This window comes from Francisella adeliensis, from assembly GCF_003290445.1.
Taxonomy (GTDB): Bacteria; Pseudomonadota; Gammaproteobacteria; order Francisellales; family Francisellaceae; genus Francisella; species Francisella adeliensis.
In genome coordinates, this window is sequence record NZ_CP021781.1 from 716,674 (window position 1) to 740,902 (window position 24,229).

A 24,229-nucleotide genomic window follows, 5' to 3' on the forward strand; every position below is an offset into this window, starting at 1 on the left:
TAATTTCCTAAAATCAGGAAATTACTATAATGTGTCTTTCTCAATTATGATTAAAAAACTTGTAACTACTTAAGTTCTTTCAAAAAAATCTCGATAAACTCTATTCTTTGTTCAGCAGTTTTAGTTGCTTTCGTGATTTGTAAGTCGTGATCTTTAGTCAGTTTAAAATCAGTTGATTTTGATTGTATTAGCTTAATAAGTTTTTGTAAATCAACCTTTTCTGGTTCAGCAAATACAACTTTACCACTTGTTGCAAACATCTTTATTTGAGTGATACCAATTTCTAAAGCATCAAGGCGAATATGAGAGGTTTTAAGTAGATATAGCACTTCAAGAGGGAGTTTTCCAAACCTATCGATTAGCTCTATTTTGATATTGATAAGTTCTTGATGGTTAGCTTTAGAAATTCTCTTATACACATTCAAACGAGTATTTACATCATAAATGTAATAATCTGGAATTAATGTAGGGATATTTAGTTCAATTTCACATGTATTTGAATTTACTATCTGTTCAATATCTAACTTTTTACCAGTTTTGAGATTTTCGATTGTTTTATCTAAAAGCTCCATGTATAGATTTAGTCCAATACCATTAATATTACCACTTTGCTCTTTACCAAGTATTTCACCAGCACCACGAATTTCTAAGTCATGATTAGCTAGTGTAAATCCACCACCAAGAGATTCTGTGCTTCCAATAGCTTGTAGGCGTTTTGTTGCATCTTTAGTTATACCAAGTTCAGGGGTTAGCAAATATGCGTAAGCCTGATGATGAGAGCGACCAACTCTACCACGAATTTGATGAAGTTGAGCAAGCCCAAGGTTATTAGCATTTTCAATAATTAGCGTATTAGCATTTGGTATATCTATACCTGTTTCAATAATGGTGGTGCAAAGTAAAATGTGATATTTATTATGCTTAAAATCAAACATGATTTTTTGAATTTCTTTTTCACTCATTTGTCCGTGAGCGATTGCTATTCTTAGGCGAGGAAATATTTCTTGAATAATTTCTCTTTTCTTTTCTATAGTCTCGACATTATTATAAAGATAAAAAACTTGCCCACCACGAATTGTTTCACGACTAACCGCTTCTCGAATAATACCAGCATCATACTCTTTAACAAATGTTTTTACTGATAATCTTTTTGCTGGTGCTGATGCAATAATAGATAAATCACGCAAAGCAGAGAAAGCCATACTTAAACTTCTAGGAATAGGTGTAGCAGACATAGTCAAAATATCTATCTCAGCCTTTAGTGATTTGAGTTTCTCTTTTTGAGCTACACCAAAGCGATGTTCTTCATCTATTATAAGTAATCCAAGGTTTTTAAAATCAATTTTTGATGATATAAGCTTATGTGTGCCGATAATTATATCTACAGAACCATTTTTTAGATTATCGAATAATTCATTTTGAGCTTTAGTTGTTTTTGAGCGAGTAATAACATCTATATTTACCGCAGTATTTGCAAATCTATCACGGAAGTTATTAAAATGCTGTTGAGCTAATATAGTTGTAGGGACAAGTATAGCAACTTGTTTATTATTTTGAGTTGCTAAAAAAGCTGCACGCATGGCAATTTCAGTCTTGCCAAAACCAACATCACCGCATATAAGCCTATCCATAGGTTTAGCAGAAATCATATCTCTAAACACTTCAGATATGGCCTTTAATTGATCAGGTGTTTCATCATAAGGAAAGTCAGCACAAAAGCGTAGATATTCTTCTTCATCAAAAGAGTTTGTGAAGCCTTGTCGCATTTCTCGTTTGGCATAGATATCTAGTAAATTTGCTGCAGTATCGACAATTTTTTTGATGGTTTTTTCTTTTTGTTTACGCCATTTATCAGATCCAAGCCTATTTAATGCAATACTATCATCAGCAGAAGAATTATATATGCTGATCAGATTTAGTGAAGTGATTGGTACATAAATCTTAGCGTCATTTGCATATAGAAGCAGTATAAATTCATCTTTTTTGTTATTGAGTTCGATAGTTTCAAGACCAATATACTTACCTATCCCATGATCAATATGTACTATATACATACCTTGTTTTAGCTCAGCTAAATCTTTTAGATCAACCGTAGGGTAATGATCATGCTCACTAGCTTTTGACTTGGTGATATGCTCAGGAAAAAGGTCAGTTTCTGTTACAAATAAGATTTTGTCTTCTATAATTACACCATCTTCAAATGGTGAAACTATCATATTATAGAGATTGTTATTATTTAATGCTTGCTCAAAACTTTTAGCAGTTTTTATATTTAAATGTAGTTTATTTAAATGTTCTAAAAGTAAATCCGCTCGACCATTTGAATCTGTTGAAAATATTATTTTTTCAAACTTTGATTTAGCAATAAGTTCTTGTAGGTTTTTAAATGGATTACTAAGTTTATAATTTGCCGAAACCTTCTCTAAAGGTTTTATTGCTAATTGTTTTGATTTTGACTTAGATTCTATGTGCCATTTTAGCGGACTAAACTTAGCTACAGACTGACTAATTTCCTGTTGTGATAAATACAGATTATCAAAATGTAAAATAGGACGATCAATATCAAATTTTAGATCATTGTATCTTTGTTTTACCTCATCTGAAAAAGCACTTATTGAGCTTGTAGTATTTCCAAGTAAGTGTATTTTTGTATTATTTGGAATATAGTCAAATATACTCGCTAACTCTTTATAAAATAATGGCAGATAAAACTCTATACCACTAAAATACTCATTATCTTCGATATATCTACAGATTGTTGAACTAAGAACTTCAGTTGAACATAGATTTTCTAATTGTTGAAAAGCTAGTTCTGTATTTTCATTATTATAAATAAACTCATGAGAAGGCATTAAATCAATTTGTTTGACTTCATTAGCTGAGCGTTGTGTTTCTAAATTTAGCTCTTTGATGCTATCAACTTCATCATCAAACAAGTCTATTCTGTAAGCACATTTCGCACCAATAGGAAATATATCTATAATACTCCCACGAATACTAAATTCACCTTTCTCAAAAACATTATTTACTAAAGTATACCCAGCTTCTACAAGTTGAGTTTTTTGTTTTGTAATATCTAGAGTATCTTCAACCTTTAAAATAAAACTATGTTCTTTGATAAAGTTTGCAGGAGGAAGTTTTTTTAAAATTGTTGCAATACTTGTTACTAGTATCGTTTTTTTAGGGTTTTTAGTTAGTTTATAAAGTATGCGTTGGCGTTGCGATATAATGTCTATTGAAGTCGAAAATCTATCATAAGCAAGAATCTCTAAATCTGGAAAATAGAGTATTTCAAATTTAGAGTCTTGAGCTAAAAACTGTAATTCTTTATAGACTTTATAGCTTTGTTGAGAGTCTTCTGTAATTATTAGGTTAAAGTCATTATTTGACTTTGCGTATTCATTTAAAAGTATACTAAAAGATGCACCGTAGGCATTAGATACGATAGTATCTTTTTTGGATATTTGATTTGAAAGCATTTGCGAATAATTAGAAAGAAGTAGTTTAGATTAGATTCTAATATAAATTAGTCTCTGTTGCCAGCAACCGCACCGAAGATTTGTAATAAAGTAATAAAGATATTAAATAGAGAAACAAATATATTAACAGTAGCTAATATGTAGTTAGTCTCTTCACCTCTAACGATAGCATTTGTTTGCCAAAGGATAAAACCACCTGAGATAAATGCAAATACTAAAGATATTACAAAACCTAACGCTGGAATTTGTAGGAATATGTTAAGTACCATCGCAACGATAGCAACAATAGCACCAACTGCACAGAAAGAACCTACACGATTAAAGTTTCTCGCTGGAGACATTGCTACTGCAGATAGCCCTAAGAAGATAAGTCCAGTAGTACCAAATGCCATCATAATAAGCTCAGCACCATTTGTGAACTGCTTGATGTACATATTTAATATAGGACCTAACGAGTAGCCTAAAAGTCCAGTTAGAGCAAAAGTTAACACTATGCCCCAAGGAGAATTTTTAGTTGCATTAATACCGAATAGTAAACCGATATAAGCTACAATCATGATGATTGGGTTAAGCATAACGCCAGCACCATTAGATGCCTGTACAAAAGCTATATAAGCAGTGAAAGCACTAAATAGTAAAGTCATTGAAAGTAGTAAGTAAGTATTTTTAAGTACTTTATTTGCTCTTAAAGCCATTTCTGGACTTAGTGAGTCTATAACACGAGTGTTATTGTTAAATTGATTCATTTTTTTCTCCTTTGAGGTATTTTGTTTTATTCAGCATTTAAAATCTACATAAAGATAATTATGTAATACTTTAATTACATAAAAATCTTATTAACCAGCATTATATCACAACTATTTATAATTGATATATGGGGTAAATAGCTAAAAATTAAAGGATAAGTTTGCACTATATGAAAAATCATAGAGAAGAGACACAAATATTAACGATGAAAATATCATGAATAACAAGGTAGTTGTGAAGATTTCATTTTTACCACCAGCTAATATTTTTCCTAGTGAGAAATAAATTGGAGTTATGAAAATATTTAAGATAAGCCCTAAAACTGTTGCAAAGATAATCATAATATTACTTATAAGCTCATTTATAGTAAGGATTGATATTACCAAAATTGCTACTCTTATAGCTTCTATATATAGCATAGTCTTCATAAGACTAGAATTTGTTATAGACTCTACTTTTAGTGTTATAATTTTAAACCTCCAACCTACATAGATACATAAACATAATATATAAGTTAGAAGTAAAAATAAGAAGGTGCTAATTGGTGAGTTTAAGTAGTCTGGATCAATTCCAGTTTCATATCTTAAAAAGCTTAAGAACAGGAATTTATTAACAATTAGTAGAATTAAGCTAAAATATACATATTTAAGCAATATTGAACCATTTTCTTTATTATTTACACGGGTTAAAACATGTAATATAATGAGGCAAATAGGTAAAATTAGAAGATTTATTATACTAAATAACCCTATGTGAATCATTAGGTAAAAAAGAGTCAATGCAAACGTTAAATATATAACAAATACCCCATAAAAGCTTATTTCTATTCTTTCAGTTTGGCTAGTTAAAGAAGTGTTTAGTTTATAACTATTTTTTAAAAAGAACATTAACAATGAAATAGTTAATAATAAATAAAATATTTTGAAATGAAAAAAACTATTAAAGAGAACAAACTTAAGTAAAATGCCAAACGCAATACCAAGTATGGCACTCGAATAAACACCTACAAACCCATATAATCGACGTAAATCAGTTTTAAGATAAAAAGAACTAAGGTTGAGAAGTAAGTTCACAATTACAATAGCTAGACCAACCCATAAAACTGCAGAACTAAATAATTCGATATTTCTAATAAAGGATAGTAATAATGCCAGTACTATAAATTGAAGCCCATGGACTATGGATTTGGTTGAGCCAAGAAAATAATTGCTTATACAACCAAAAATACCAGCAAAGAAAATTACAAAGATTTGGTCATTACGGTTATAAAAAAAGTTAATATCGCCATGCTGGGTTTGTAATGCTATAAATGGAGCAACACTCATACAAATACAAAAAGTAATTATTGCGATAATATGTAAGCCTTGAGGCTGTTTAAAATCTATATTAGCTTTTGATATTTTTTTTGAGATTAATCTTTTCATCATATTTACTTAGTAATTAATCCTTGTAAATTTGCTAAATATTTTGATTCATCAGGAGCGCAGTTATATTTTTGTGAACTCCACATTTCTTCAGCTAGATAGTCTATCATAGTGTGATGAACCTTATGCTCATCATGGTTGTATTTTACCAGTAAATCTTTATAAATCTGATTAATACCAGCAGGGCGATTTGTTTGCACTTGTTCAATAATAGCAAGGTGTAAGCTTATATGCAAAAAAGGATTAACTTGTCCCATATCTGGCAAGTAGTCAGTGTCAATATTTTGCATAGTAAATTGATTATGGTACTCAGGGTGTAACTCTATAATTCTAGCAATTTGTTCTTCTATGGCTGTTAGTGGTTGTTTAGCTACAAATTTTTGCCAGCTTGATATCATCATACCTCGCAATTCAACTCTATCATTAGAAAATATCATATATATTTTTCCTTATCTTTAAATTCACAGTAGTCATATATAATACAGTTACGGCATTTTGGGCGTTGAGCAGTGCAAATATATCTACCATGAAGGATTATCCAATGATGAGCGTCTTGTAAAAACTCTTTAGGAATTACACGCATTAATTTTTTCTCAACTTCATTAACAGTCTTTCCTTTAGCTAAAGGTATACGATTTGCAAGCCTAAAAATATGTGTGTCAACAGCCATAACAGGTTTACCAAAAGCAGTATTTAAAACTACATTTGCTGTTTTACGACCAACACCGGCTAGAGATATTAGACTATCAAAATCATCAGGAACAGTACTATCAAACTTTTCTATCAAGTCTTTGCTAGTTTTGATTACATTTTTGGCTTTTGTCTTATATAGTCCAATAGATTTTATATATGTAGCTAATTTTTGTTCACCAAGTGCAAGTATTTGTTCTGGAGTGTTTGCCTTTTTATATAAAACCTCAGTAGCTTTATTTACAGAAACATCAGTCGCTTGAGCAGATAGTATCACGGCAATTAAAAGTTCAAAAGTAGAGTTAAACTCTAGCTCTGTTGTTGGTTTTGGATCATTTTCACGCCAAATCTCAAATATTTTAGTGCGTTTTTCTTTATTCATTGCGAGTAGTAGCTTTTTTCTTGTTTTTATACCTAGCTAATGATGCTGCTATATAAGCCTTTTTATCCATATCTTTAGCTCTTGCTATATTTGTATAAGCTTGGCGTTTCTGCTCTTTGTTTCGTTGTTCTTTTTCTTTGTGATAATCATACCTGTTACGATAATGATTTTTCTGATCTTCGTATTCGTTATCGGTTAAATTTTCTGGTTGTCTTTCAGTTGCAATATCAACTAATGAAATACAATCCATCGGGCAAGGCTCTATGCACAGCTCACATCCTGTACACTCACTTTCAATAACTGTATGCATAAGCTTTTTAGAACCAACTATTGCATCTACAGGGCAGGCTAAAAGGCATTTTTCGCAACCAATACACATTGACTCATCAACAACTGCACTAGCACGAGTCTTATGCTCACCTAGCGTGCTATCAAGAGGGAGTTCAGGTTTGTTTAAAAGTTGTGATAATTCTTTTAATGTCTTTTCACCGCCAGTTATACATTTGTTATGTGATTCACCATTTGTGATAGCTTTAGCATAGCTATAGCAGTCATCGTAAGTACATTTTTGGCACTGAGTTTGAGGTAGTATTTTATCTATTGATTCTATGGATATTATCATCTTAGTATAGTTCTATGTTTGTTTTACTTTCAATATTTTGTATGTATTTAGCTATGTTTTCAGGAAATTCAATCATTCCTTTTGCCATCGTTAGTATAAAAAATGTCGGAAAAATATTTATATCATCCCAAGAAAAATTATCTCCATTAATAAAGGGCGTGTTTATAAAAGGGTCAATTTCTTTAAGTATTTTATTTATAGCTAGTACAGCATCATACGGAGGATTTTTGAGTAATGCATCCATATCTCCAATATATTGAGATTTTTTAGATATAAAATATTCTCTAGCACTTTGGGTAGGAAAATCACACTCATTTGCAGGATGATAAGGGACCCTAGGATATACTACTCGACGGTAATGCTCTGGTAATAATGCTAAGTTTTCTTTTACTGAATTATCAATGTTTGAGTTCTCAATGTTAAAATCTTTAAGTTTTGCAATATATTTGCAAATATTATCACTTTCTTTTATAAAGCTACCATCATTAAGCTCAATAAATGGAACTTGTTTTGAGCCTATTTTATCTATATGAGATTTTTCATCATCATTAGCTAGAAAGACTAACTCATAACTTAGACTACTTAAATCTGCAACAAGTCTAACTTTAATGCAATAAGGACAGTGATGGTATACATAAAGCTTCATGTTTTAAATCTGCTAAATAATTCTTGAGAAGTATTATAACAATTATGCTAGAAGTAGAGTAGCCTTAACAATGTTTTGAGTGATATTTATTAATACTGCAAAACATGGACTATTAGTTTAATAGTAAGTGCAGTTAGCATTAAATATAAGTATTGAAATAAGTTTTTTGAAAATATAGATAGATGTGAAACTATAAAGTTCCAGGAGAGAAAGATCTTTTAGCAGCTTCTTGATCTAGTAAGTATAAACCACTATCTTTCACTAATTTTATTTTATTAATCATGTCACAGACTGTAGCTTCCTCTTCAACTTGCTCATCTATAAACCATTGTAAAAAGCTTTTAGTTGCATGCTCTTTCTCATCTAAAGCAATATCCATTAGGTGATAAAGTTTTGATGTTATATCTTCCTCATGTCTTAATGTTTCTTCGAAAACTTCAAGTAGCGAGTTAAAATGATTTTGAGGAGCAGCAGTTGCTTGAACTTCAATGCGACCATTTTTATCATTGATAAATTTCATGACTTTCTTAGCATGAAATAACTCTTCCTCATATTGAGCCATAAACCAGTTTGTAAATCCACCAAGACCTAAGTCCTCAGTGTATCCAGCCATTGCAAGATAGATATTTGCTGACTCTAATTCATAGTTAAACTGATCATTAAGTGCTTTTAAAAGTTTTTGTGATAGCATTTTTATTCCTTTTTTGTAATGTTCAAGGTAAGTTTAAATGTTTTTTAGTGGGTTTCCAAATTTTTTTAAGTATTCTTTTCCTAGTAACTCAGATCCAATATAGTTAAGGTGATTTGAGTCAGCATATATCGGTGTGTTATCTATTTCAGTATTACAGTATTTATCGTTGCATAGTGCTTTTTTAGGATCTATAACTATCAGCTGGGGATAATCTTTCTTAATTTTACCCACCAAACTTATAAAAGATTGTTGTTGCTGAGATACATAGTTAACATCAAGTTGACAAGCATTTTCTTTGAAAAGAAATGGTAAGCTTTGTTTTTCTAATGAGCAAAGATTATTCATGCTAGGGGAAAGTATAGGAGTATCTAGTATTAGTATTGGTATTGAGCCATTATCTATAATTAGTTTTACAGACTGTTTTAATGAATTTATATAATCAGAATAAATGTCTTTAGACCATTCTCCAGATAATACAACGTATTTATATTTTTTTGATTTTATCAGGTTCTTTATAGCATTATTTCTATCAGGGGCGGATACGCCCTCAATAATATTAGCTAAGTTGTAAAGAAAAGGAGTCGTTTTTTGAGTCACAACAAAGGCTTTTTGATTAACATTTTTCAACCATATTTGAAGCATTGGTACTTCAGATCTTGCATGTGAATCACCTATAATTAGATAATTAGTCTGTTTAGAATCAGCATCACCAAAAGTACAATACTTAGGGTTAGGTAGTTGTTTTGAGTACAGTTCAGTAGATTGTCTCATCAAAAAACATTTATTGTTATCAATGCTGTCAAACTTATATGAATAAGTTAGTGTATTTTGATTTGTTTTTGGTTGATTAAAACCAATATTAAGATACTTTGCTGACAAACAAAATGCAGCAAAAAATATAATTGGAAGTATCCATAAAAATAACACACTTTTGGAGAAATTAAACTTGTACTTATATCTAAAAGGTTTCTCTACAAACAAGTAGGATAATGTTGCAATAAGTATGCTAATAACGAGTATAGCAAAACAAACTAGAGATGTTTTATCTATGCTTAGGTAGTTAACAAAAGCTATGATTGGCCAGTGCCATAAATACAGAGAATAAGATATAAGACCTATAGCTACAAAAGGCTTAAAAGATAGTAACCTATTGCAAAAAGGTTTAACCTCGCCACTGCCACTATATATAAATAAACTAGCACCTAAGCAAGCAACTATTGTCCAGTAACTAGGGAAAGGTACTTCCACAAAGTATACCGGAGTGATTAAACAAATAGCGGCAATTACAGATAGAGTGTTTAGTAAAGTTTTGTTTGAGCTATAGGCTTTATATTTAACTAGTATTATCGATAATATACATCCGAAAAGTAATTCAAATGCTCTATGGAGAGGGAAATAGTACCATCTTTGAGAATTTAAAATATAGATGTTTGAGTTTACTGATAAGAAAAATAATATAGAAATTGTAAATAGTATCGTTGAGATAGTAAGTAGAGATTTTCTGCCAGAAATCTTAGCCTTATACATAACTGCTAAAATCACTGGCCATACGATGTAGAATTGTTCTTCAACACCTAATGACCAGGTATGTAAGAGAGGTATAGTTGCTGAATCAGCTCCAAAATAGCCAAAATCAAGCTTAATAAAGAAGAAAAGATTAGAAAATGATGCAATTGCACTAGTAGCTGATTCTGAATAGTTAACTAGGTCTTGAGGCAGAAGTATTAACCATGCAAAAAAAGTTGAGAATAACAATACAACTATTAATGCAGGTAGTATTCTCCTTATTCTTCTTAAATAGAAGTTTTTGATAGAAAACATTTGATTTTCTAAATCTCTAATAACAATAGTTGTTATTAAATAACCAGAAATTACAAAAAATATATCGACACCTAAAAAGCCAGATTTTACCCAGCTGATATTAAGATGAAATAAAACTACTGAAATAACAGCAAAAGCCCTTAATCCATCTATATCTTTTCTATACTGCATTAATTATAAAATATTATGAAAATATAATAGGTTAGATAATACATTCTTTTCCTATTGATTTAAACTTTTTGAAAGTGCTATGTTTACTCAAAACTATAAATTTTAATAAAAGTAACTAATAAACAAGATATAAACGGATACAAATATTGCATTTACTAGTAGGCTTTGGTAGATTAACACTTATAATTTTCTATAGTTTTATTTCCTATGAAAAAACCACATTCTGAACACAAGAAAAGATACCATAATAACAATAATAGTCGTTTTAAAGGTAAGCCGGTTGTTGACTATACAAGTGAGTTTGATAACAAAAAGTTGCAAACTCAATCAGGTGATGTAATTGAACTTTTTAAAATGATTCAAGCAGTTAGGTATGATAGAACTAGCTTTCAAGAACTATATAATGAGTCTAGGCAAAAGCTTAATAATGACCGTATGAACCTTGAATCAGAAGTCATAAAATTAAAAAAACACTATAATGCTAGAATAACTGCTTTGCAGGAAGAATATAATTCTGTAAAATCAAACAATAAGTTAGAGTTAGCCCGACTTAGAGAAGGCTAAAACTTATAAAGTTGGTCGGGCAGTCGCGCTTATCTATTTGTTTAGAGAGTGAGGAAAGTCCGGGCTTTATAGAGCAAGATGCCAGATAACATCTGGGGGGCGTGAGCCTACGGAAAGTGCAGCAGAAAATATACCGCTTTGCATAGCAGAGTAAGGGTGAAAAGGTGTGGTAAGAGCGCACCGCATTGGTGGTAACATTCAATGGCATTGTAAACCCCATCTAAAGCAAGACCAAATAGCGTCACTATAGTACTGCTCGTACTGTGGCAGGGTAGGTTGCTTGAGTATGTTAGTGATAACATACCTAGATAAATGACTGTTTATTACAGAACCCGGCTTATAGACCAACTTTATATTTTTTACTTAGTGAGTATTTATGCAAGTTATTGATTCAAAACTTTTAAATAGTAGTGGCCAAATAAAGGATGATTTGCTCATAGCTGAGTTAAGTGATTTCTATTCTGATGACAAGTTTGGAATTATAAATTCAGCATTAAATTTACTCAAAGATAAAAGTTCTGAAAGTATAAGACATCCAACAGGAATTAGTTCTTTTTTATACGCGATTGAAATGGCGTATATACTATTTAAAATTCGTGCTGATGAAGAGTCTGTTGCTGCAGGCATATTATATGAGCTATATAATTTTGCTGATATAACAGATGAAGAAATAGAAGCTTCTTGTGGTAAGACTGTGCTTCATATTTTACAAGGTACGCGTAAAATGTCTGCGATTAGAATGTATAGATCATCTTCTATATCATTAGAGCAGATAGATACCTTTAGAAAAATGCTCTTAACAATTATTGAAGATGTACGGATAGTATTAGTAAAAATTGTAGATAAACTTTGCACCATAAGACACCTTAAGTCATTAAAAGCTGAAACACAGCAAGTTATAGCTCGTGAAACGCTAGATATTTATGCGCCGTTGGCAAATAGATTAGGTTTAGGTAGTATCAAATGGGAACTAGAAGATAGAGCTTTTTTCTTTCTTGAAGCAGAAGAATATAAAAAAATAGCAAAAAGTCTAGGTGTGACCCGGGTACAACGAGAACAGTTTCTCATAGATGTTATTAAAGACTTAAAAACAACCCTCAAAAAATATGATCTTCATGCTGGTGTGCAAGGTCGTGTTAAACATATTTATAGTATCTATAAAAAGCTCCGCAATAAAGGCTATAAGGACATTGATGCACTTTTTGATATAACAGCTGTAAGAGTTATTACTAGTAATATTGATGAGTGTTATAAAGTTCTTGCTGAAGTAAACAATCTATACTCACCTGTACATGAAGAGTTTACTGATTATATTGCAAACCCTAAACCAAATGGCTATAAATCAATACATACTGTTGTTAGAAAAAATGGTAAAAACCTAGAGATTCAGATTAGAACTCATGAAATGCATGAGCAGTCAGAATTAGGTTTTGCCGCTCACTGGCGTTATAAAGAGGGTGTTAGGTTTGATGCTTCTTATGAGGCTCGTGTAGCTTGGCTTAGATCTCTTCTTGAATGGGAACAAGAGATCAATGAGGAAGAAAGCAATATTACAAAAGAATTAAATAATAGACTTTATGTATTTACTCCAGCAAATGAGTTAATTGATTTATCTGAAGGATCTACAGTTTTAGATTTTGCTTATTCTGTCCATACAATGGTTGGTCATAGAACTAAGGGAGCTAAGATAAATGGGAAAATAGTATCTTTAACAACAAAATTGGTTACAGGTGATAGGGTTGAGATTCTTACACAGAAAGAACCAAATCCAAGCAAAATGTGGGCATCTGAATCATTGGGGTATTTATCATCAGCTAAAAATCGTTCGCGTGTAACGAAGTGGTTTAATGAGCAGAATAAAGAAGATAATGTGATTCTTGGAAAGGAGAGGCTTCTTAAAGAGTTAAAGGGCTATGATGTTGAAGAGGTCAATTACCTTGAAGTTGCTCAAAAATTTAATTTTCAATCAGTTGAGAGTTTATTTGCAGCTATTGAGAATGGTAATATTAGGCTTAAGAGTGCTGTTAATCATATAATTGATGTTTATACGGCAGAAGAGACCTTAAACAAGAAAAATCAGAACAAAAATGCAAACTCAAAGTCTAACGTTAAAAAGATTTTAGTTTCAGGTTTTGATGGTATGAAATATGAAATGGCAAAATGTTGTCAGCCAGAATACCCAGATGCTATTGAGGGGTATATGAGTGTATCTAAAGGTGTAGTTATTCATACTACTAAGTGTCCTAACTTGGATCATTTAAAAGAAAAAAATGCTGAGAAGTTTATAGAGGTTAATTGGTTCAATTAGAAGTAATGTTAATTCTAATATAAATCCATGATAAAAGGTTAATACGTATTGGTATAAAACATAAAAAGTTAATTGTTTGAAACTGTCTAATAATAAGCTTTTAGTTTGCAGCAGCCCTTCGGTAGTTGCCAGTATTTTTCATCTGTTGAATCGTGCCGTTAAATATACCTAGAGTTGCTTCATTTGTGGATTTTATTTGCTGACCACCGGCTGTAGTTCCAGCAACTGTAATTTTATTTTGACCTGGCTCTGGTCTAGGTATTGTCCAAGAACCATTTTGGAAATTACCGGGAACTTTAGAACCATTTACTAGAAATTCAGGATGATCATCAGCAGTAATTGCTGGATCTGTAGTAATAGGGATTTGCTCCTCTTTAGAGAATTTGTTTTCTGTTTCTGATGGAGAGGTTATTGTTACCTCAAGAATTTGACTTTGAGCACTATCTAGTTCCTGCTTATTATTTTCAGCAAGCTTAGAGTTTGCTAGTTTTTCTATATCAGATTGACCAATTTTAATATCTTTAGTCGATTTTTTGGAAGTTTTTGTATCAACTACGGTTGGTTTTCCAACATTTATTGTTTTATAGTCTACATTGTCAGCGGGCTTTTCTTCTGAAAACACTACATTACCATTTTCAGATCTCCATGAATAAACTTGTTGAGAATCAGCAAGAGCGATAGAGTATGAGCTAGCCATGGTTAAAGTTATTAAGATTTTATTTATTTTATTCATGAGATGATAATAAACCTATACTTTATGTAAATTTATTATAACGAAAATACTTAGCTTACGAAAGCGTTATGAAGGTAATAAAGAAATTATCTTCCCATAACATTTCTTATGTAGATTTGACTATCACTTGATGAATTTATAATCTTGTGATCATGGGTAGTACCTCGGACACTTATACTAACCCCTCCAGGGTTAGGTCTATAAACCATCCAAACGCCATTTTCATAATGACCTCGAGTGGAAATGTCATTAATAAGGAAAACAGGGTGGTCTTCAGCAGTAAGAGTAGGCTCAAGTATTATTGGTAGTTTAGCTCCATGAGCAAACACCTTATCACCCTGTGCAGGAGATATAACTCTTACATTAATAGTCTCTCTACTTTGAGAACTTTTTTGAGGCTGATCTTGAGTTTCTTCAGATTTAATATACAAATTATTAGCTTTTATTGAGTTTAGTTGTTCTAGTATCGGAGAAGGTTCATGATCATCTTGACTAACATGTACTCCAATTTCTTCAAACTCATTATCAAACAAGGGTTCAGTTTGAGAAAAAACAGTATTGCCTCGGGAATCTTGCCAACTGTATACGCTATCAAGAGCATATAAGCTGTTAGTTACGAACAGTGATAAACTAAAAATTGTGATCTGCTTTTTAAAAGACTTCATAATATTACTTTATATATTGTCAGATAATAGTAGTATATATTCTTTTGATTAAACAAAACATACCGGGGTATAAATTTATATGATTACACTTAATGATGTAATGTTAGAATGTTTTGGCAATTTAATGTTTTTTATATTTGCCATCTTACTTTACAAACAAAATAGGCTAGCATGGTCATTTGTTATACTAAATATTCTCATAATAACTTATTTATCGGCAAAATATAGTATATCAACAGCTTTAATTTTTATGTCAGCTCAGATAGTTGCAGTGCTTATAGTAGGTGTTAGCTGGTTTATTAAACCTATGTTTGAAGCTATTGATAAAATAAGACTGATACTTGCAATTATTGTAAGCCTCTTAATATTAGTTATATGGGTGCTATTAATGTATTTTTTTGTTAACCCATATATCTTAAATTTTAAAATGCTATTTGGGTTTGATTATCTTATATATATGCTGTTTGTATTGGGATGTATATTTGTCGCATTTAGATTATCGATAGGGTTAATAATTCTAGCTACAGTATTTATTAGTAAGTCATTTTATTATAGCCAAACTATCGTTGATATCAGTAATGCTCCTGCACATATAAAAGAATTTACTCCATATTTTCTTGTAAGTGCTTGCTGTATGATTTTGGCAGGAGTATTTTTAGTTGTAGCATATACAAGAGCTAAGAAAAACTTAATCTAAATGCTATAAATATCAAATCTATTTGATTTGCCTTTTATTTGTGAAGAGGGTGTTTTAGCAGATAAGAATTCAGCATTAACTGGTCGTTTTATTACTAGCTTTTTAGTCTTTTGTGACTGTATTGAATTTTCAACTAAAAGGCTGTTTCCTTTTTCATCATTAAATGCAATATCATGCATAATTTGCATGTTTTGTTTTACTTTGGCACTTTTTTTACGTTCAGGGAACATTGGGTCAATATAAATACAGTCAAAAATTAGAGAGCTATTGTTTTTTATATAATCATTAGCATCTTGGTTTATAAGAGTTATTTTATCTGCTATGTTTTTCAAGTCTTCAATCTGTTTAGCTCTTTCTAGAGCATTTTTTAAGAGTAAAAATATGTAAGGGTCTTTTTCAATAGAAACTACGTTATGACCCCTTGCTGCAAGTGTAAATGAATCTCTACCTAATCCAGCTGTTGAATCAAGAATTAGCATTTTATCTTTTTTTCTTCCTTCTACAGCTTGGACAACACTACATTTTTTTAATTTTGGATTTATCCTAGAAGCTATGTCATTATCAGAAAAATCTATATAAATTTTTTTTGAATCAGTTAATAGTGATAATTGATTATTTTTATAAAGTAATTTCTTTTTAGACGCTGAAATAGAATATTCTAGTTGACTATAGGTTTGTTGCAAATATATCAAAGTTTCAGTATTTACAACATTTATAAGATCAGTTTTCATATAATAAAAGATATTAGATTTTTTAAAATTATTTATAGTCTGAAACTTCTATTTCATTATGAAATATTCCAGCACCAATAAATTTTGATACTATTGGCGTCGAAGAGATATTTACAGTAATAGTAGAAAGATATTTTTTGAAAACTTCTTCAGGTGCTGATGTTGAAAGATTCATTAGCCCAAGTTTTTGCTTTCTGTCGATTATCTCTTTTAGTTTATTTTGCCATGCTGGGAAAGCAACTTTGTAATCACCTTTAGCTTTATAAAGCTCACCAGCTAATACATAAGCCTCAATAATAGCAAATATACTTCCTTGTCCCATAAGTATGGAAGGACATGATGCAGCATCACCAACTAAGGCGATCCTATTATTATACCAGTTATTCATCTTCACTTGAGTAACACTATCAAAATAAATATTATCAACATCATTTAATCTTGATAGAAGCTCAGGTGCTTCCCATTGAATATCTTTAAATACTGATCTAATGATTTCTTTTTTTTCATCTAATGTTGTAGGAATTTTATCAACAAGGTTAGAGCTCATCGTAAACATAACTAAAGTTTCCCCAGTTTCTAATGTTACGCGAGAGATTTGTCTATCATCTTCTATACACAGTCCATAGGTGTAGTTTTCATGAAACTTGTAGTCTTCTAATGAAAAGGCTGCAACAAAAGTATTTAGGTCATGTTCTTTAAACTCAGAATCACTAAAAGCCAAAGATCTTGTGTGTGAGTGTAGTCCATCAGCACCTATAACTAAGTCAAAAGATTCTTTTGTTCCATCAGAGAGATGAGCGATAACCTTATCATCATTATTTTCAACGCTTGTTACAAAAGTACCAAAACGAGTTTCGATCTCACCACAAGCATTATAAATAACGGAGGAAATATCTCCTCGTTTAACACTTAGAAATTCGCCATAATTATCTTCTATAAGAGATGAGATATTTACTTTTGAAGATCTTCTACCTCTACCATTAAAACAATGAATATTTTTGATTTTATAAGATTTGTTTTTTAGTTCCTCAAACAGCCCCATTTTTTTGAGTACTTCACATCCAGCTCCCCAAAAATCAACTAAATAACCTCCGGTTCTAAATTCAGGAGCTTTTTCAAATAACACCGGTTCAAAACCATATTCTTTAAGCCACCATGCTAAAGTAGGACCAGCGATTCCAACACCATTAATTGCTATTTTCATAATTATTCCTTCAATGTGATAAAACATATATTTTATATATAGATTGTAGAATGATATTTAGAGTTATTCAATAAAGATATACTAGCTTTGCTATATTATGTTGTAGATAATTAAAAATTACAGATATTTTTATATATAATATGAATGGTACAAAATAATATCAATTTATAGATTATAGGAATAACTAATGTTAGAAAAAATGAAAAAAAGGTTGTTTTGGTATAAAAACTCAGAGCAAGGCCCACCAGACTTAGAGGAAATGATAAAGAAGTTCTTTGGGAAAAAGAAAAAAGATAGCGCTGATGATAGTGAAAGTATTTATTCAAAAAACGCGGATAAAAACCAACCAACATTAGAGAATTTCCCAATAAAAAAGATAGCTAGTATAGTTATTGCAGTTATTGTAGCTGCATGGGTAGGTTTTGGTTTTTATGTGGTACAACCTGCAGAGCAAGCCGCAGTCTTACGACTTGGAAAGTTTTCTAAAATGGTTGAGCCAGGACTTCATTGGTATCCGCTTGGTTTTGATAGTGTTTATAAAGAAAATGTTCAAGAGTTAAAAACTATTTCTTTAAAAAGAGATATGCTTACTTCTCAAGAAAATATAGTGCATATTTCATTTACAGTACAATACCGTATATCTGATTTAGAGAAATTTTTGTTTGCAAATAATAACCCAACTAAATTACTTCAACAGACTTTAGAAAGTGCTGTAAGACAGGTTGTAGGTGAAAATAAGCTTGAGGAAATACTTACAACTAATAGAGCTGTAATTACTCAACAAGTACGCAAAGAAATGGAAAACCTTCTTCAAACGTATAATACTGGTATTTATGTGAGTGAAGTGATTATGCAACCAGCTCAAGCTCCAGATGCTGTGAAAAGTGCATTTGATGATGTGATCAAAGCCCGTGAAGATCGTGAAAGAGAGCAAAATGATGCTGAAAGTTATGCAAATAGAATTGTACCAGTAGCACAGGGTAAAGCACAAAGAATTCTTGATCAAGCAAATGCTTATAAGCAAAAAATTGTACTTGAAGCTCAAGGTGAAACAGCCCAATTTGAGCAGTTATTACCGATCTATAAGAAAAATCCTGACATTGTTACAAACCAAATGTATTTTAATACTATTTCAGATGTACTTCAGCATAATAAGATTTTCTTGATTGATGGTGATGGTGCGAAAAATATATTTTATGGTTTAGGTGAAAACAGTAAAAAAGCATTAATGCCAAGTTTAGATACAAACAGTCAAGGGAGTAACTAAAAAATGAATAAAATTTTAAAAATATTCTTAGTGGTTGTAGTTGTTGCATCTATTGTTATTTTAAGTACTAAGTTTATAGTAAAACAAGGTAGTGAGTCGGTTATACTGAGGCTTGGTGAACTTAAAAAAGATAGTTCTGGACAAGTTATCGAGTATGAGCCAGGTATCCATATTAAAGTTCCACTTTTAGATACCGTTAAAACTTATGATATGCGTAACCGTATATTAGAAGCAGATTCGGCTAGAGTTGTTACTAAAGAACAAAAAGATGTGTTGATTAATGCTTATGTCGTATGGAAAATTGATAACATCTCTAAATTCTTTACAAGTACAAGTGGTAATGTTGATAGAGCTGAGACATTGCTTAAGCAATTCTTAGAGTCATCTTTGCGTGCAGAAGTTGGTAATAATGATATTCAAAGCCTTATAAACAATAATCGTGATAAGTTGATGATAGCACTTACTAAGAGTGTACAAAAACAAGCTATACAAATAGGTGTATCTGTAGTTGATGTGAGAGTAAAACAAATTGATCTACCAGATACTGTGACTGATTCGATTTATCAAAGAATGAAATCATCTCGTCATAAGGTAGCATCTTCTATAAGAGCAGAAGGTGTACAATTAGCTGAGAAAATAAAAGCATCAGCTGATGCAAAAGTTACGGTAACTATAGCACAAGCTGAAAAAGAATCTAAGACTATAAGAGCAGAAGCTGACGGTAAAGCTGCAAAAATATTTACAGCAGCTTATGCAAACTCTATACCATTGTACGAGTTCTTAAAAAGTATGAATTCATATAAAGAAAGCTTTAATGGTAAAAATGAAGTTGTGTTTATGCTTAAACCAGATAGTAAATTCTTTCAAGGTTTTAAGTTGCAATCAAATAGTAAACTTGCAAAAGATATGAAGGAAGCTAAGTAGTTATGAGTAAAGGTCGAGATATGATAAAAGTATTATTTGTTTGTAAGGGTAATATTTGTAGATCCCCGACAGCACATGGGATTTTTAGAGATATTGTAGACTCTAATGACTTTAGTAATAAAATTGAGATAGCATCTTGTGGAACTAGCTCACAAAAGTGGGGGCATGAAGGTGATCACGCCGATTTTAGAGCACAAGAAATGGCTAAAAAATATGATTGTGATTTATCAGATCAGAAATCTCAACAGTTACTAGAGTCAGATTTTGATGATTATGATTATATAGTAGCGATGGATCAAGAAAATATTGATACTATGAAAGTAATGTTTCCTTGTGCAGACTTTTCAAAAGTTACTAAGATGCTTCAATATGCACCAGCAATAAGTCTAACAGATGTTCCAGATCCGTATTATGAAGATAATTTTGAAAAAGTTTTTTTAATGATAGATACTGCTTGTCATGGACTTTTTGAAAAGATTAAATTAGAGAATGAATTATGATATATAGAAATGCAAAATACATCATGGGAGCTGCTAAAGTTTCGCAACTTCCTGAAGATGTCGGAATAGAGGTGGCATTTGCAGGACGTTCAAACGCTGGTAAATCAAGTGCCTTAAATACTCTTACAGAGCAAAAAGCTTTAGCTAGAGTTAGTAAAACACCTGGTAGAACACAGCTTATCAACCTATTTGATATTGGTGAAGGTAAAAGACTTGTTGATTTGCCTGGTTATGGTTATGCAAAAGTTTCTGAGAAAATTAAAAAACAGTGGCAAAGTGAAATGGAGCTATATTTAACTTCACGAGAATGCTTAACAGGAATTGTACTTTTAGTTGACCCTCGTCATGATCTTAAAGAGTTTGACTGTTTAATGATAGAACTAGCAATAGCTTGTAACCTTAATTTACATATATTACTTACAAAAGCGGATAAGCTAAATAATAAAGAAAGGGCTCAAGCAACTAAGATGTTAGATAGTTTTTTAGCTACTTTCAAGACTACAGATAAAGTGTCATATCAATTATTTTCAGCTCTTAAAAAAATGGGACTTGAGAAATTCAAACAAAAACTTGATAGCTGGTATGAATAATTAATGTTTATATCATTATTTTTTTTAGTTAAAAATACAAATATATAATTTCTGCTATAATATTTTGAAATATTTATGATTATTGGTATGATGATTTGTAGAGTTATTTATTATTAATAAGAGTTCGTAATGTTAAAAAATATTAAAATGCTTAGTAGTTTAGTTTGTGTTGGGATGTTAGGCAGTTGTGCTATTATTGAACAAAAAGAAAAAACCTACGATCTTAAACACGATAATGAACTTATTGTACATCTTAAAGATACTCAGACAAATAAAGAAGTAGGAACCATTACTATTGCTCCATACGTTACTAATGGTGATCAAGAAGGTTTACTTATTACTCCTCATTTATATAACTTACCACCCTCAACTACTCATGGTATGCATATACACATTAATCCAAGTTGTGCGGATGGTGGTAAAGCTGCTGGAGGACATTGGGATCCTGAAAACACTAATAAGCATTTAGGTCCATATAGTGATAATGGACATAAAGGAGATTTACCTGTACTGATTGTTAATCCTGATGGGAGTGCTACAAAACCAGTTGTTGCGCCTAGATTAGCTTCATTAGAGGAACTTGAAGGACATAGCTTGATGGTGCATGAAGGATCAGATAATTATTCCGATGATCCAGAACCTCTAGGTGGAGGTGGAAATAGAATGTGGTGTGGTGTAATAAAAGATATCTGATATTATAAATTACTGGATAGCTATATTTAAATGACTGAAGTAACTATTAGATTAATATTTTTCATTGGTGTATTACTAATAGTTGTAACACTTGAATTATTTTTCCCAAAAAGAAAATTACAACAAAAAAAATCTATTCGCTGGTTAAATAATTTATTATTAATATTTATAAATACTATTCTGCTCAGAGTTCTTTTCCCTATTGCTGCAGTTGGTGTAGCTTTATTTTGTGAAATAAACAAAATTGGGATTTTGAATTATTTTGAGATTACTCAGCTACTGAAAATAGTAATTGCTTTTATAGTGCTTGATTTTTCGATATATCTACAACATTTAATATTTCACTATATTCCAATTTTATGGCGTATTCATAAAGTGCATCATGCTGATATGGATATTGATGTAACTACAGGGCTTAGATTTCATCCATTAGAGATGATTTTATCAATGCTGATAAAAATGGTGGTAGTAGCCATAATAGGAGCGCCAGTACTAGCAGTTATAATATTTGAGATTATTTTGAATGCGAGTTCACTGTTTAATCACGGTAATATTAAATTACCTAGGATTTTTGATAAAATACTAAGGTTTTTTATAGTAACACCTGATATGCATAGGATCCACCATTCAACTATAGTAAATGAAACAAATTCAAATTTTGGTTTTAATTTTTCTATATGGGATAGGCTTTTCAAAACCTATAAGGCTCAACCTATTAAAGGTCACTATGATATGAATATAGGTCTTGATGAATATAGAGATACTAAAACTACTCAAAGCATTAAAAGTATGCTTAAAATGCCATTTTAAAAATTATAAATGAAGTAGTGTACTAAACATAAACTTGAGTTTAAAGACAAAGAAAGTATGTATGAGATTGTGTTGCTATTGCTACTGTAATAGTAACCTTGAATTAGCTAAAAAAATAGCTGATAATGTGTTTTGTAAAGTAAACTAAATAAGGATAAATAAAATGTCTGATTTAAATGAAACAGGTAAGATTTACGAACGCCCATGGGGTACATATCAAACCCTTAATTTCACAGATAAGAGTCAAACTAAAATTATCACAGTAAAGCCAAAAGGACAGTTGTCATTGCAAAAGCACTTTAAAAGAGCTGAGCATTGGGTAGTTGTTACAGGTAGACCAACTATTACAGTTGATGACAGTGTAAAAGAGTATAATGTGGGTGAAAACGTATTTATACCAAAGGAGTCAGTACATAGATTGGAAAATTTTACAGATAGTGATATTCAAATCATTGAAGTACAGGTCGGTGATTACCTTGGTGAAGATGATATCGTAAGACTTGAAGATATATATAAACGCGATTAATACTACCCTAATACAAATCAACACATTCTCTCTTTATAATTTACATAATATTTTAAACCTTTAGAATAATCGCTCTATAATTAGAGTTGGCATAATAATTCATAAAAATCTTTTCTATTCTAATTTTTATCATTAAAATCATATTTATAAATTAAGTTTTTTATGAGTAATTCTATGACTATTAAATCAAAAGCAGCAGTTGCATATAAAGCAGGTGAACCACTTTCTATAGAGATTGTAGATGTTGGGCTACCTAAAGATAATGAGGTTTTGGTTGAGATAAAAGCTACTGGTATTTGCCATACTGATGCATTTACACTTTCAGGTATGGATCCTGAAGGACTTTTTCCTGCTATATTAGGGCATGAAGGAGCAGGAGTTGTGGTTGAGGTTGGTAAGAATGTAACATCCGTAAAAAAAGGTGATCATGTAATAGCTCTATATACACCAGAATGTAGAGAGTGTAGCTTTTGTTTAAATCCTAAAACAAATCTTTGCCAGTCTATCCGTGAAACTCAAGGTAAAGGTCTGATGCCTGATGGTACATCTCGTTTTACAACAGCAGATGGCCAAGCAATTCATCATTATATGGGGTGCTCAACATTTTCAAACTATACAGTACTTCCTGAAATAGCCGTTGCTAAAATTCGTAAAGATGCACCTTTAGATAAGGTTTGTTATATAGGTTGTGGTGTAACAACTGGTGTGGGAGCAGTAGTTAAAACTGCTAATGTTGAAGCAGGCTCTAGTGTAGTGGTATTTGGTCTTGGTGGTATTGGCTTAAATGTGATTCAAGGTGCAAAACTTGTTGGTGCTGGGCAAATTGTTGGTGTAGATATTAGCAACGATAAAAAAGATATCGCTACAAAATATGGCATGACAGATTTTGTTAATCCTACTGAAGTAGATGGTGACTTAGTTGAGCATTTAGTGCGCCTGACAGGTGGGGGAGCTGATTATAGCTTCGAATGTATTGGTAACACTGATGTAATGCGTCAGGCGTTAGAGTGTGTGCATAAAGGCTGGGGTGAGAGTGTAATTATTGGTGTAGCAGGAGCAGGTCAAGAGATTTCAACTCGACCATTTCAACTTGTAACAGGACGTACTTGGAAAGGTTCAGCTTTTGGTGGTATGCGTGGGCGTACTGATGTTCCAATGATAGTTGACTGGTATATGGACGGTAGAATTGATATTGATAACCTTATAACTTCAAATATTCAAATAGAAGATATAAACAAAGGTTTTGCAGATATGCATAAGAATATTAGAACGGTTGTTAAGTTTTGATATTTTAAACAGATAATTATTTTTGAGCTTAATGCACCATCGTTATAAAGGATAAAT

Annotated in this window: 24 protein-coding genes and 1 other RNA gene; 12 read left to right on the top strand and 13 right to left on the bottom strand. The window is 31.3% G+C overall.

Going from position 1 to position 24,229, the window contains the following annotated elements; all coding sequences use genetic code 11:
- Positions 1–65: 65 nt before the first annotated feature.
- The 9 genes from mfd to CDH04_RS03490 all read right to left on the bottom strand — a co-directional run bounded on the left by mfd (position 66) and on the right by CDH04_RS03490 (position 10,673).
- Positions 66–3,479: a transcription-repair coupling factor gene (mfd, locus tag CDH04_RS03450; RefSeq protein ID WP_112869697.1), complete on the bottom strand. Its 3,414-nt coding sequence runs from the start codon at positions 3,477–3,479 to the stop codon at positions 66–68.
- Positions 3,480–3,526: 47 nt separating this feature from the next.
- Positions 3,527–4,225 (bottom strand): Bax inhibitor-1/YccA family protein, encoded by a 699-nt coding sequence (locus CDH04_RS03455; RefSeq protein WP_112869698.1) that lies wholly within the window; start codon positions 4,223–4,225, stop codon positions 3,527–3,529.
- A gap of 141 nt (positions 4,226–4,366) precedes the next feature.
- Positions 4,367–5,650 (bottom strand): hypothetical protein, encoded by a 1,284-nt coding sequence (locus CDH04_RS03460; protein WP_112870885.1) that lies wholly within the window; start codon positions 5,648–5,650, stop codon positions 4,367–4,369.
- Positions 5,651–5,655: 5 nt separating this feature from the next.
- Positions 5,656–6,087 (bottom strand): DUF1841 family protein, encoded by a 432-nt coding sequence (locus CDH04_RS03465; protein WP_112869699.1) that lies wholly within the window; start codon positions 6,085–6,087, stop codon positions 5,656–5,658.
- Positions 6,084–6,722 carry an endonuclease III gene (gene nth / locus CDH04_RS03470; RefSeq protein WP_112869700.1) on the bottom strand — a complete coding sequence of 213 codons (639 nt, stop codon included), beginning with the start codon at positions 6,720–6,722 and terminating at the stop codon, positions 6,084–6,086. Before nth ends, CDH04_RS03465 begins: the two co-directional genes overlap by 4 nt.
- Complete coding sequence (locus tag CDH04_RS03475) at positions 6,715–7,344, bottom strand: RnfABCDGE type electron transport complex subunit B (RefSeq protein ID WP_112869701.1); 630 nt, start codon at positions 7,342–7,344, stop codon at positions 6,715–6,717. The genes nth and CDH04_RS03475 overlap by 8 nt, the downstream gene beginning before the upstream one ends.
- Position 7,345: 1 nt before the next feature.
- On the bottom strand, positions 7,346–7,990 hold the full coding sequence (gene grxB, locus CDH04_RS03480) for a glutaredoxin 2 (protein ID WP_112869702.1): 645 nt from the start codon (positions 7,988–7,990) through the stop codon (positions 7,346–7,348).
- Between the two features lie 190 nt (positions 7,991–8,180).
- On the bottom strand, positions 8,181–8,681 hold the full coding sequence (locus tag CDH04_RS03485) for a ferritin (protein WP_112869703.1): 501 nt from the start codon (positions 8,679–8,681) through the stop codon (positions 8,181–8,183).
- 33 nt (positions 8,682–8,714) lie between these two features.
- Complete coding sequence (locus CDH04_RS03490; RefSeq protein WP_112869704.1) at positions 8,715–10,673, bottom strand: acyltransferase family protein; 1,959 nt, start codon at positions 10,671–10,673, stop codon at positions 8,715–8,717.
- A 207-nt stretch (positions 10,674–10,880) separates the two neighbouring features.
- On the opposite strand from CDH04_RS03490, the gene CDH04_RS03495 reads away from it, so the two are divergent.
- The 3 genes from CDH04_RS03495 to CDH04_RS03505 all read left to right on the top strand — a co-directional run bounded on the left by CDH04_RS03495 (position 10,881) and on the right by CDH04_RS03505 (position 13,545).
- Entirely contained in the window at positions 10,881–11,237 is a 357-nt protein-coding gene (locus CDH04_RS03495) for a hypothetical protein (RefSeq protein WP_112869705.1), read from the top strand.
- A 7-nt stretch (positions 11,238–11,244) separates the two neighbouring features.
- Positions 11,245–11,593: RNase P RNA component class A (gene rnpB, locus CDH04_RS03500), an RNA gene on the top strand.
- A gap of 20 nt (positions 11,594–11,613) precedes the next feature.
- Positions 11,614–13,545 (top strand): RelA/SpoT family protein, encoded by a 1,932-nt coding sequence (locus CDH04_RS03505; protein WP_112869706.1) that lies wholly within the window; start codon positions 11,614–11,616, stop codon positions 13,543–13,545.
- 100 nt (positions 13,546–13,645) lie between these two features.
- On the opposite strand, the gene CDH04_RS03510 is transcribed toward CDH04_RS03505, so the two are convergent.
- A complete protein-coding gene (locus CDH04_RS03510; protein WP_112869707.1) occupies positions 13,646–14,278 on the bottom strand; it encodes a DUF4124 domain-containing protein in 633 nt (210 codons plus the stop codon).
- A gap of 86 nt (positions 14,279–14,364) precedes the next feature.
- On the bottom strand, positions 14,365–14,943 hold the full coding sequence (locus CDH04_RS03515; RefSeq protein WP_112869708.1) for a DUF4124 domain-containing protein: 579 nt from the start codon (positions 14,941–14,943) through the stop codon (positions 14,365–14,367).
- A gap of 79 nt (positions 14,944–15,022) precedes the next feature.
- Between CDH04_RS03515 and CDH04_RS03520 the strand changes: the two genes are divergently transcribed.
- On the top strand, positions 15,023–15,640 hold the full coding sequence (locus CDH04_RS03520; protein ID WP_112869709.1) for a hypothetical protein: 618 nt from the start codon (positions 15,023–15,025) through the stop codon (positions 15,638–15,640).
- On the opposite strand, the gene CDH04_RS03525 is transcribed toward CDH04_RS03520, so the two are convergent.
- Together CDH04_RS03525 and CDH04_RS03530 are read right to left on the bottom strand one after the other, a co-directional pair.
- Positions 15,637–16,356 (bottom strand): class I SAM-dependent methyltransferase, encoded by a 720-nt coding sequence (locus CDH04_RS03525; RefSeq protein WP_409254763.1) that lies wholly within the window; start codon positions 16,354–16,356, stop codon positions 15,637–15,639. The two genes, CDH04_RS03520 and CDH04_RS03525, sit on opposite strands and share 4 nt — an antisense overlap.
- A gap of 43 nt (positions 16,357–16,399) precedes the next feature.
- Positions 16,400–17,578: an FAD-binding domain gene (locus CDH04_RS03530; RefSeq protein ID WP_112870886.1), complete on the bottom strand. Its 1,179-nt coding sequence runs from the start codon at positions 17,576–17,578 to the stop codon at positions 16,400–16,402.
- 184 nt (positions 17,579–17,762) lie between these two features.
- On the opposite strand from CDH04_RS03530, the gene hflK reads away from it, so the two are divergent.
- The 8 genes from hflK (at position 17,763) to CDH04_RS03570 (ending at position 24,172) form a co-directional block, all read left to right on the top strand.
- Positions 17,763–18,842 (top strand): FtsH protease activity modulator HflK, encoded by a 1,080-nt coding sequence (hflK, locus tag CDH04_RS03535; protein ID WP_112869711.1) that lies wholly within the window; start codon positions 17,763–17,765, stop codon positions 18,840–18,842.
- A 3-nt stretch (positions 18,843–18,845) separates the two neighbouring features.
- Positions 18,846–19,766, top strand: a complete 921-nt coding sequence (hflC, locus tag CDH04_RS03540; RefSeq protein WP_112869712.1) for a protease modulator HflC — start codon at positions 18,846–18,848, stop codon at positions 19,764–19,766.
- Between the two features lie 2 nt (positions 19,767–19,768).
- A complete protein-coding gene (locus tag CDH04_RS03545) occupies positions 19,769–20,266 on the top strand; it encodes a low molecular weight protein-tyrosine-phosphatase (RefSeq protein ID WP_112869713.1) in 498 nt (165 codons plus the stop codon).
- Entirely contained in the window at positions 20,263–20,856 is a 594-nt protein-coding gene (gene yihA / locus CDH04_RS03550; RefSeq protein WP_112869714.1) for a ribosome biogenesis GTP-binding protein YihA/YsxC, read from the top strand. Before CDH04_RS03545 ends, yihA begins: the two co-directional genes overlap by 4 nt.
- A gap of 174 nt (positions 20,857–21,030) precedes the next feature.
- On the top strand, positions 21,031–21,549 hold the full coding sequence (locus CDH04_RS03555; RefSeq protein ID WP_234393374.1) for a superoxide dismutase family protein: 519 nt from the start codon (positions 21,031–21,033) through the stop codon (positions 21,547–21,549).
- A gap of 30 nt (positions 21,550–21,579) precedes the next feature.
- Positions 21,580–22,359 (top strand): sterol desaturase family protein, encoded by a 780-nt coding sequence (locus CDH04_RS03560; RefSeq protein WP_112869715.1) that lies wholly within the window; start codon positions 21,580–21,582, stop codon positions 22,357–22,359.
- A 163-nt stretch (positions 22,360–22,522) separates the two neighbouring features.
- Entirely contained in the window at positions 22,523–22,885 is a 363-nt protein-coding gene (locus tag CDH04_RS03565; protein ID WP_112869716.1) for a phosphomannose isomerase type II C-terminal cupin domain, read from the top strand.
- A 174-nt stretch (positions 22,886–23,059) separates the two neighbouring features.
- Positions 23,060–24,172 (top strand): S-(hydroxymethyl)glutathione dehydrogenase/class III alcohol dehydrogenase, encoded by a 1,113-nt coding sequence (locus tag CDH04_RS03570; protein WP_112870888.1) that lies wholly within the window; start codon positions 23,060–23,062, stop codon positions 24,170–24,172.
- Positions 24,173–24,229 lie beyond the last annotated feature (57 nt).

Excerpts from the sequence above, each read along its gene's own strand:
- grxB (WP_112869702.1), bottom strand. The coding sequence starts at position 7,990 with ATGAAGCTTTATGTATACCATCACTGTCCTTATTGCATTAAAGTTAGA.
- CDH04_RS03510 (WP_112869707.1), bottom strand. The coding sequence starts at position 14,278 with ATGAATAAAATAAATAAAATCTTAATAACTTTAACCATGGCTAGCTCA.
- CDH04_RS03495 (WP_112869705.1), top strand. The coding sequence starts at position 10,881 with ATGAAAAAACCACATTCTGAACACAAGAAAAGATACCATAATAACAAT.
- CDH04_RS03545 (WP_112869713.1), top strand. The coding sequence starts at position 19,769 with ATGAGTAAAGGTCGAGATATGATAAAAGTATTATTTGTTTGTAAGGGT.
- CDH04_RS03555 (WP_234393374.1), top strand. The coding sequence starts at position 21,031 with ATGTTAGGCAGTTGTGCTATTATTGAACAAAAAGAAAAAACCTACGAT.
- CDH04_RS03560 (WP_112869715.1), top strand. The coding sequence starts at position 21,580 with ATGACTGAAGTAACTATTAGATTAATATTTTTCATTGGTGTATTACTA.
- CDH04_RS03455 (WP_112869698.1), bottom strand. The coding sequence starts at position 4,225 with ATGAATCAATTTAACAATAACACTCGTGTTATAGACTCACTAAGTCCA.
- CDH04_RS03460 (WP_112870885.1), bottom strand. The coding sequence starts at position 5,650 with ATGAAAAGATTAATCTCAAAAAAAATATCAAAAGCTAATATAGATTTT.
- CDH04_RS03505 (WP_112869706.1), top strand. The coding sequence starts at position 11,614 with ATGCAAGTTATTGATTCAAAACTTTTAAATAGTAGTGGCCAAATAAAG.
- CDH04_RS03520 (WP_112869709.1), top strand. The coding sequence starts at position 15,023 with ATGATTACACTTAATGATGTAATGTTAGAATGTTTTGGCAATTTAATG.
- mfd (WP_112869697.1), bottom strand. The coding sequence starts at position 3,479 with ATGCTTTCAAATCAAATATCCAAAAAAGATACTATCGTATCTAATGCC.
- hflK (WP_112869711.1), top strand. The coding sequence starts at position 17,763 with ATGTTAGAAAAAATGAAAAAAAGGTTGTTTTGGTATAAAAACTCAGAG.
- yihA (WP_112869714.1), top strand. The coding sequence starts at position 20,263 with ATGATATATAGAAATGCAAAATACATCATGGGAGCTGCTAAAGTTTCG.
- CDH04_RS03475 (WP_112869701.1), bottom strand. The coding sequence starts at position 7,344 with ATGATAATATCCATAGAATCAATAGATAAAATACTACCTCAAACTCAG.
- nth (WP_112869700.1), bottom strand. The coding sequence starts at position 6,722 with ATGAATAAAGAAAAACGCACTAAAATATTTGAGATTTGGCGTGAAAAT.
- CDH04_RS03570 (WP_112870888.1), top strand. The coding sequence starts at position 23,060 with ATGACTATTAAATCAAAAGCAGCAGTTGCATATAAAGCAGGTGAACCA.
- CDH04_RS03490 (WP_112869704.1), bottom strand. The coding sequence starts at position 10,673 with ATGCAGTATAGAAAAGATATAGATGGATTAAGGGCTTTTGCTGTTATT.
- CDH04_RS03485 (WP_112869703.1), bottom strand. The coding sequence starts at position 8,681 with ATGCTATCACAAAAACTTTTAAAAGCACTTAATGATCAGTTTAACTAT.
- CDH04_RS03565 (WP_112869716.1), top strand. The coding sequence starts at position 22,523 with ATGTCTGATTTAAATGAAACAGGTAAGATTTACGAACGCCCATGGGGT.
- hflC (WP_112869712.1), top strand. The coding sequence starts at position 18,846 with ATGAATAAAATTTTAAAAATATTCTTAGTGGTTGTAGTTGTTGCATCT.
- CDH04_RS03515 (WP_112869708.1), bottom strand. The coding sequence starts at position 14,943 with ATGAAGTCTTTTAAAAAGCAGATCACAATTTTTAGTTTATCACTGTTC.
- CDH04_RS03465 (WP_112869699.1), bottom strand. The coding sequence starts at position 6,087 with ATGATATTTTCTAATGATAGAGTTGAATTGCGAGGTATGATGATATCA.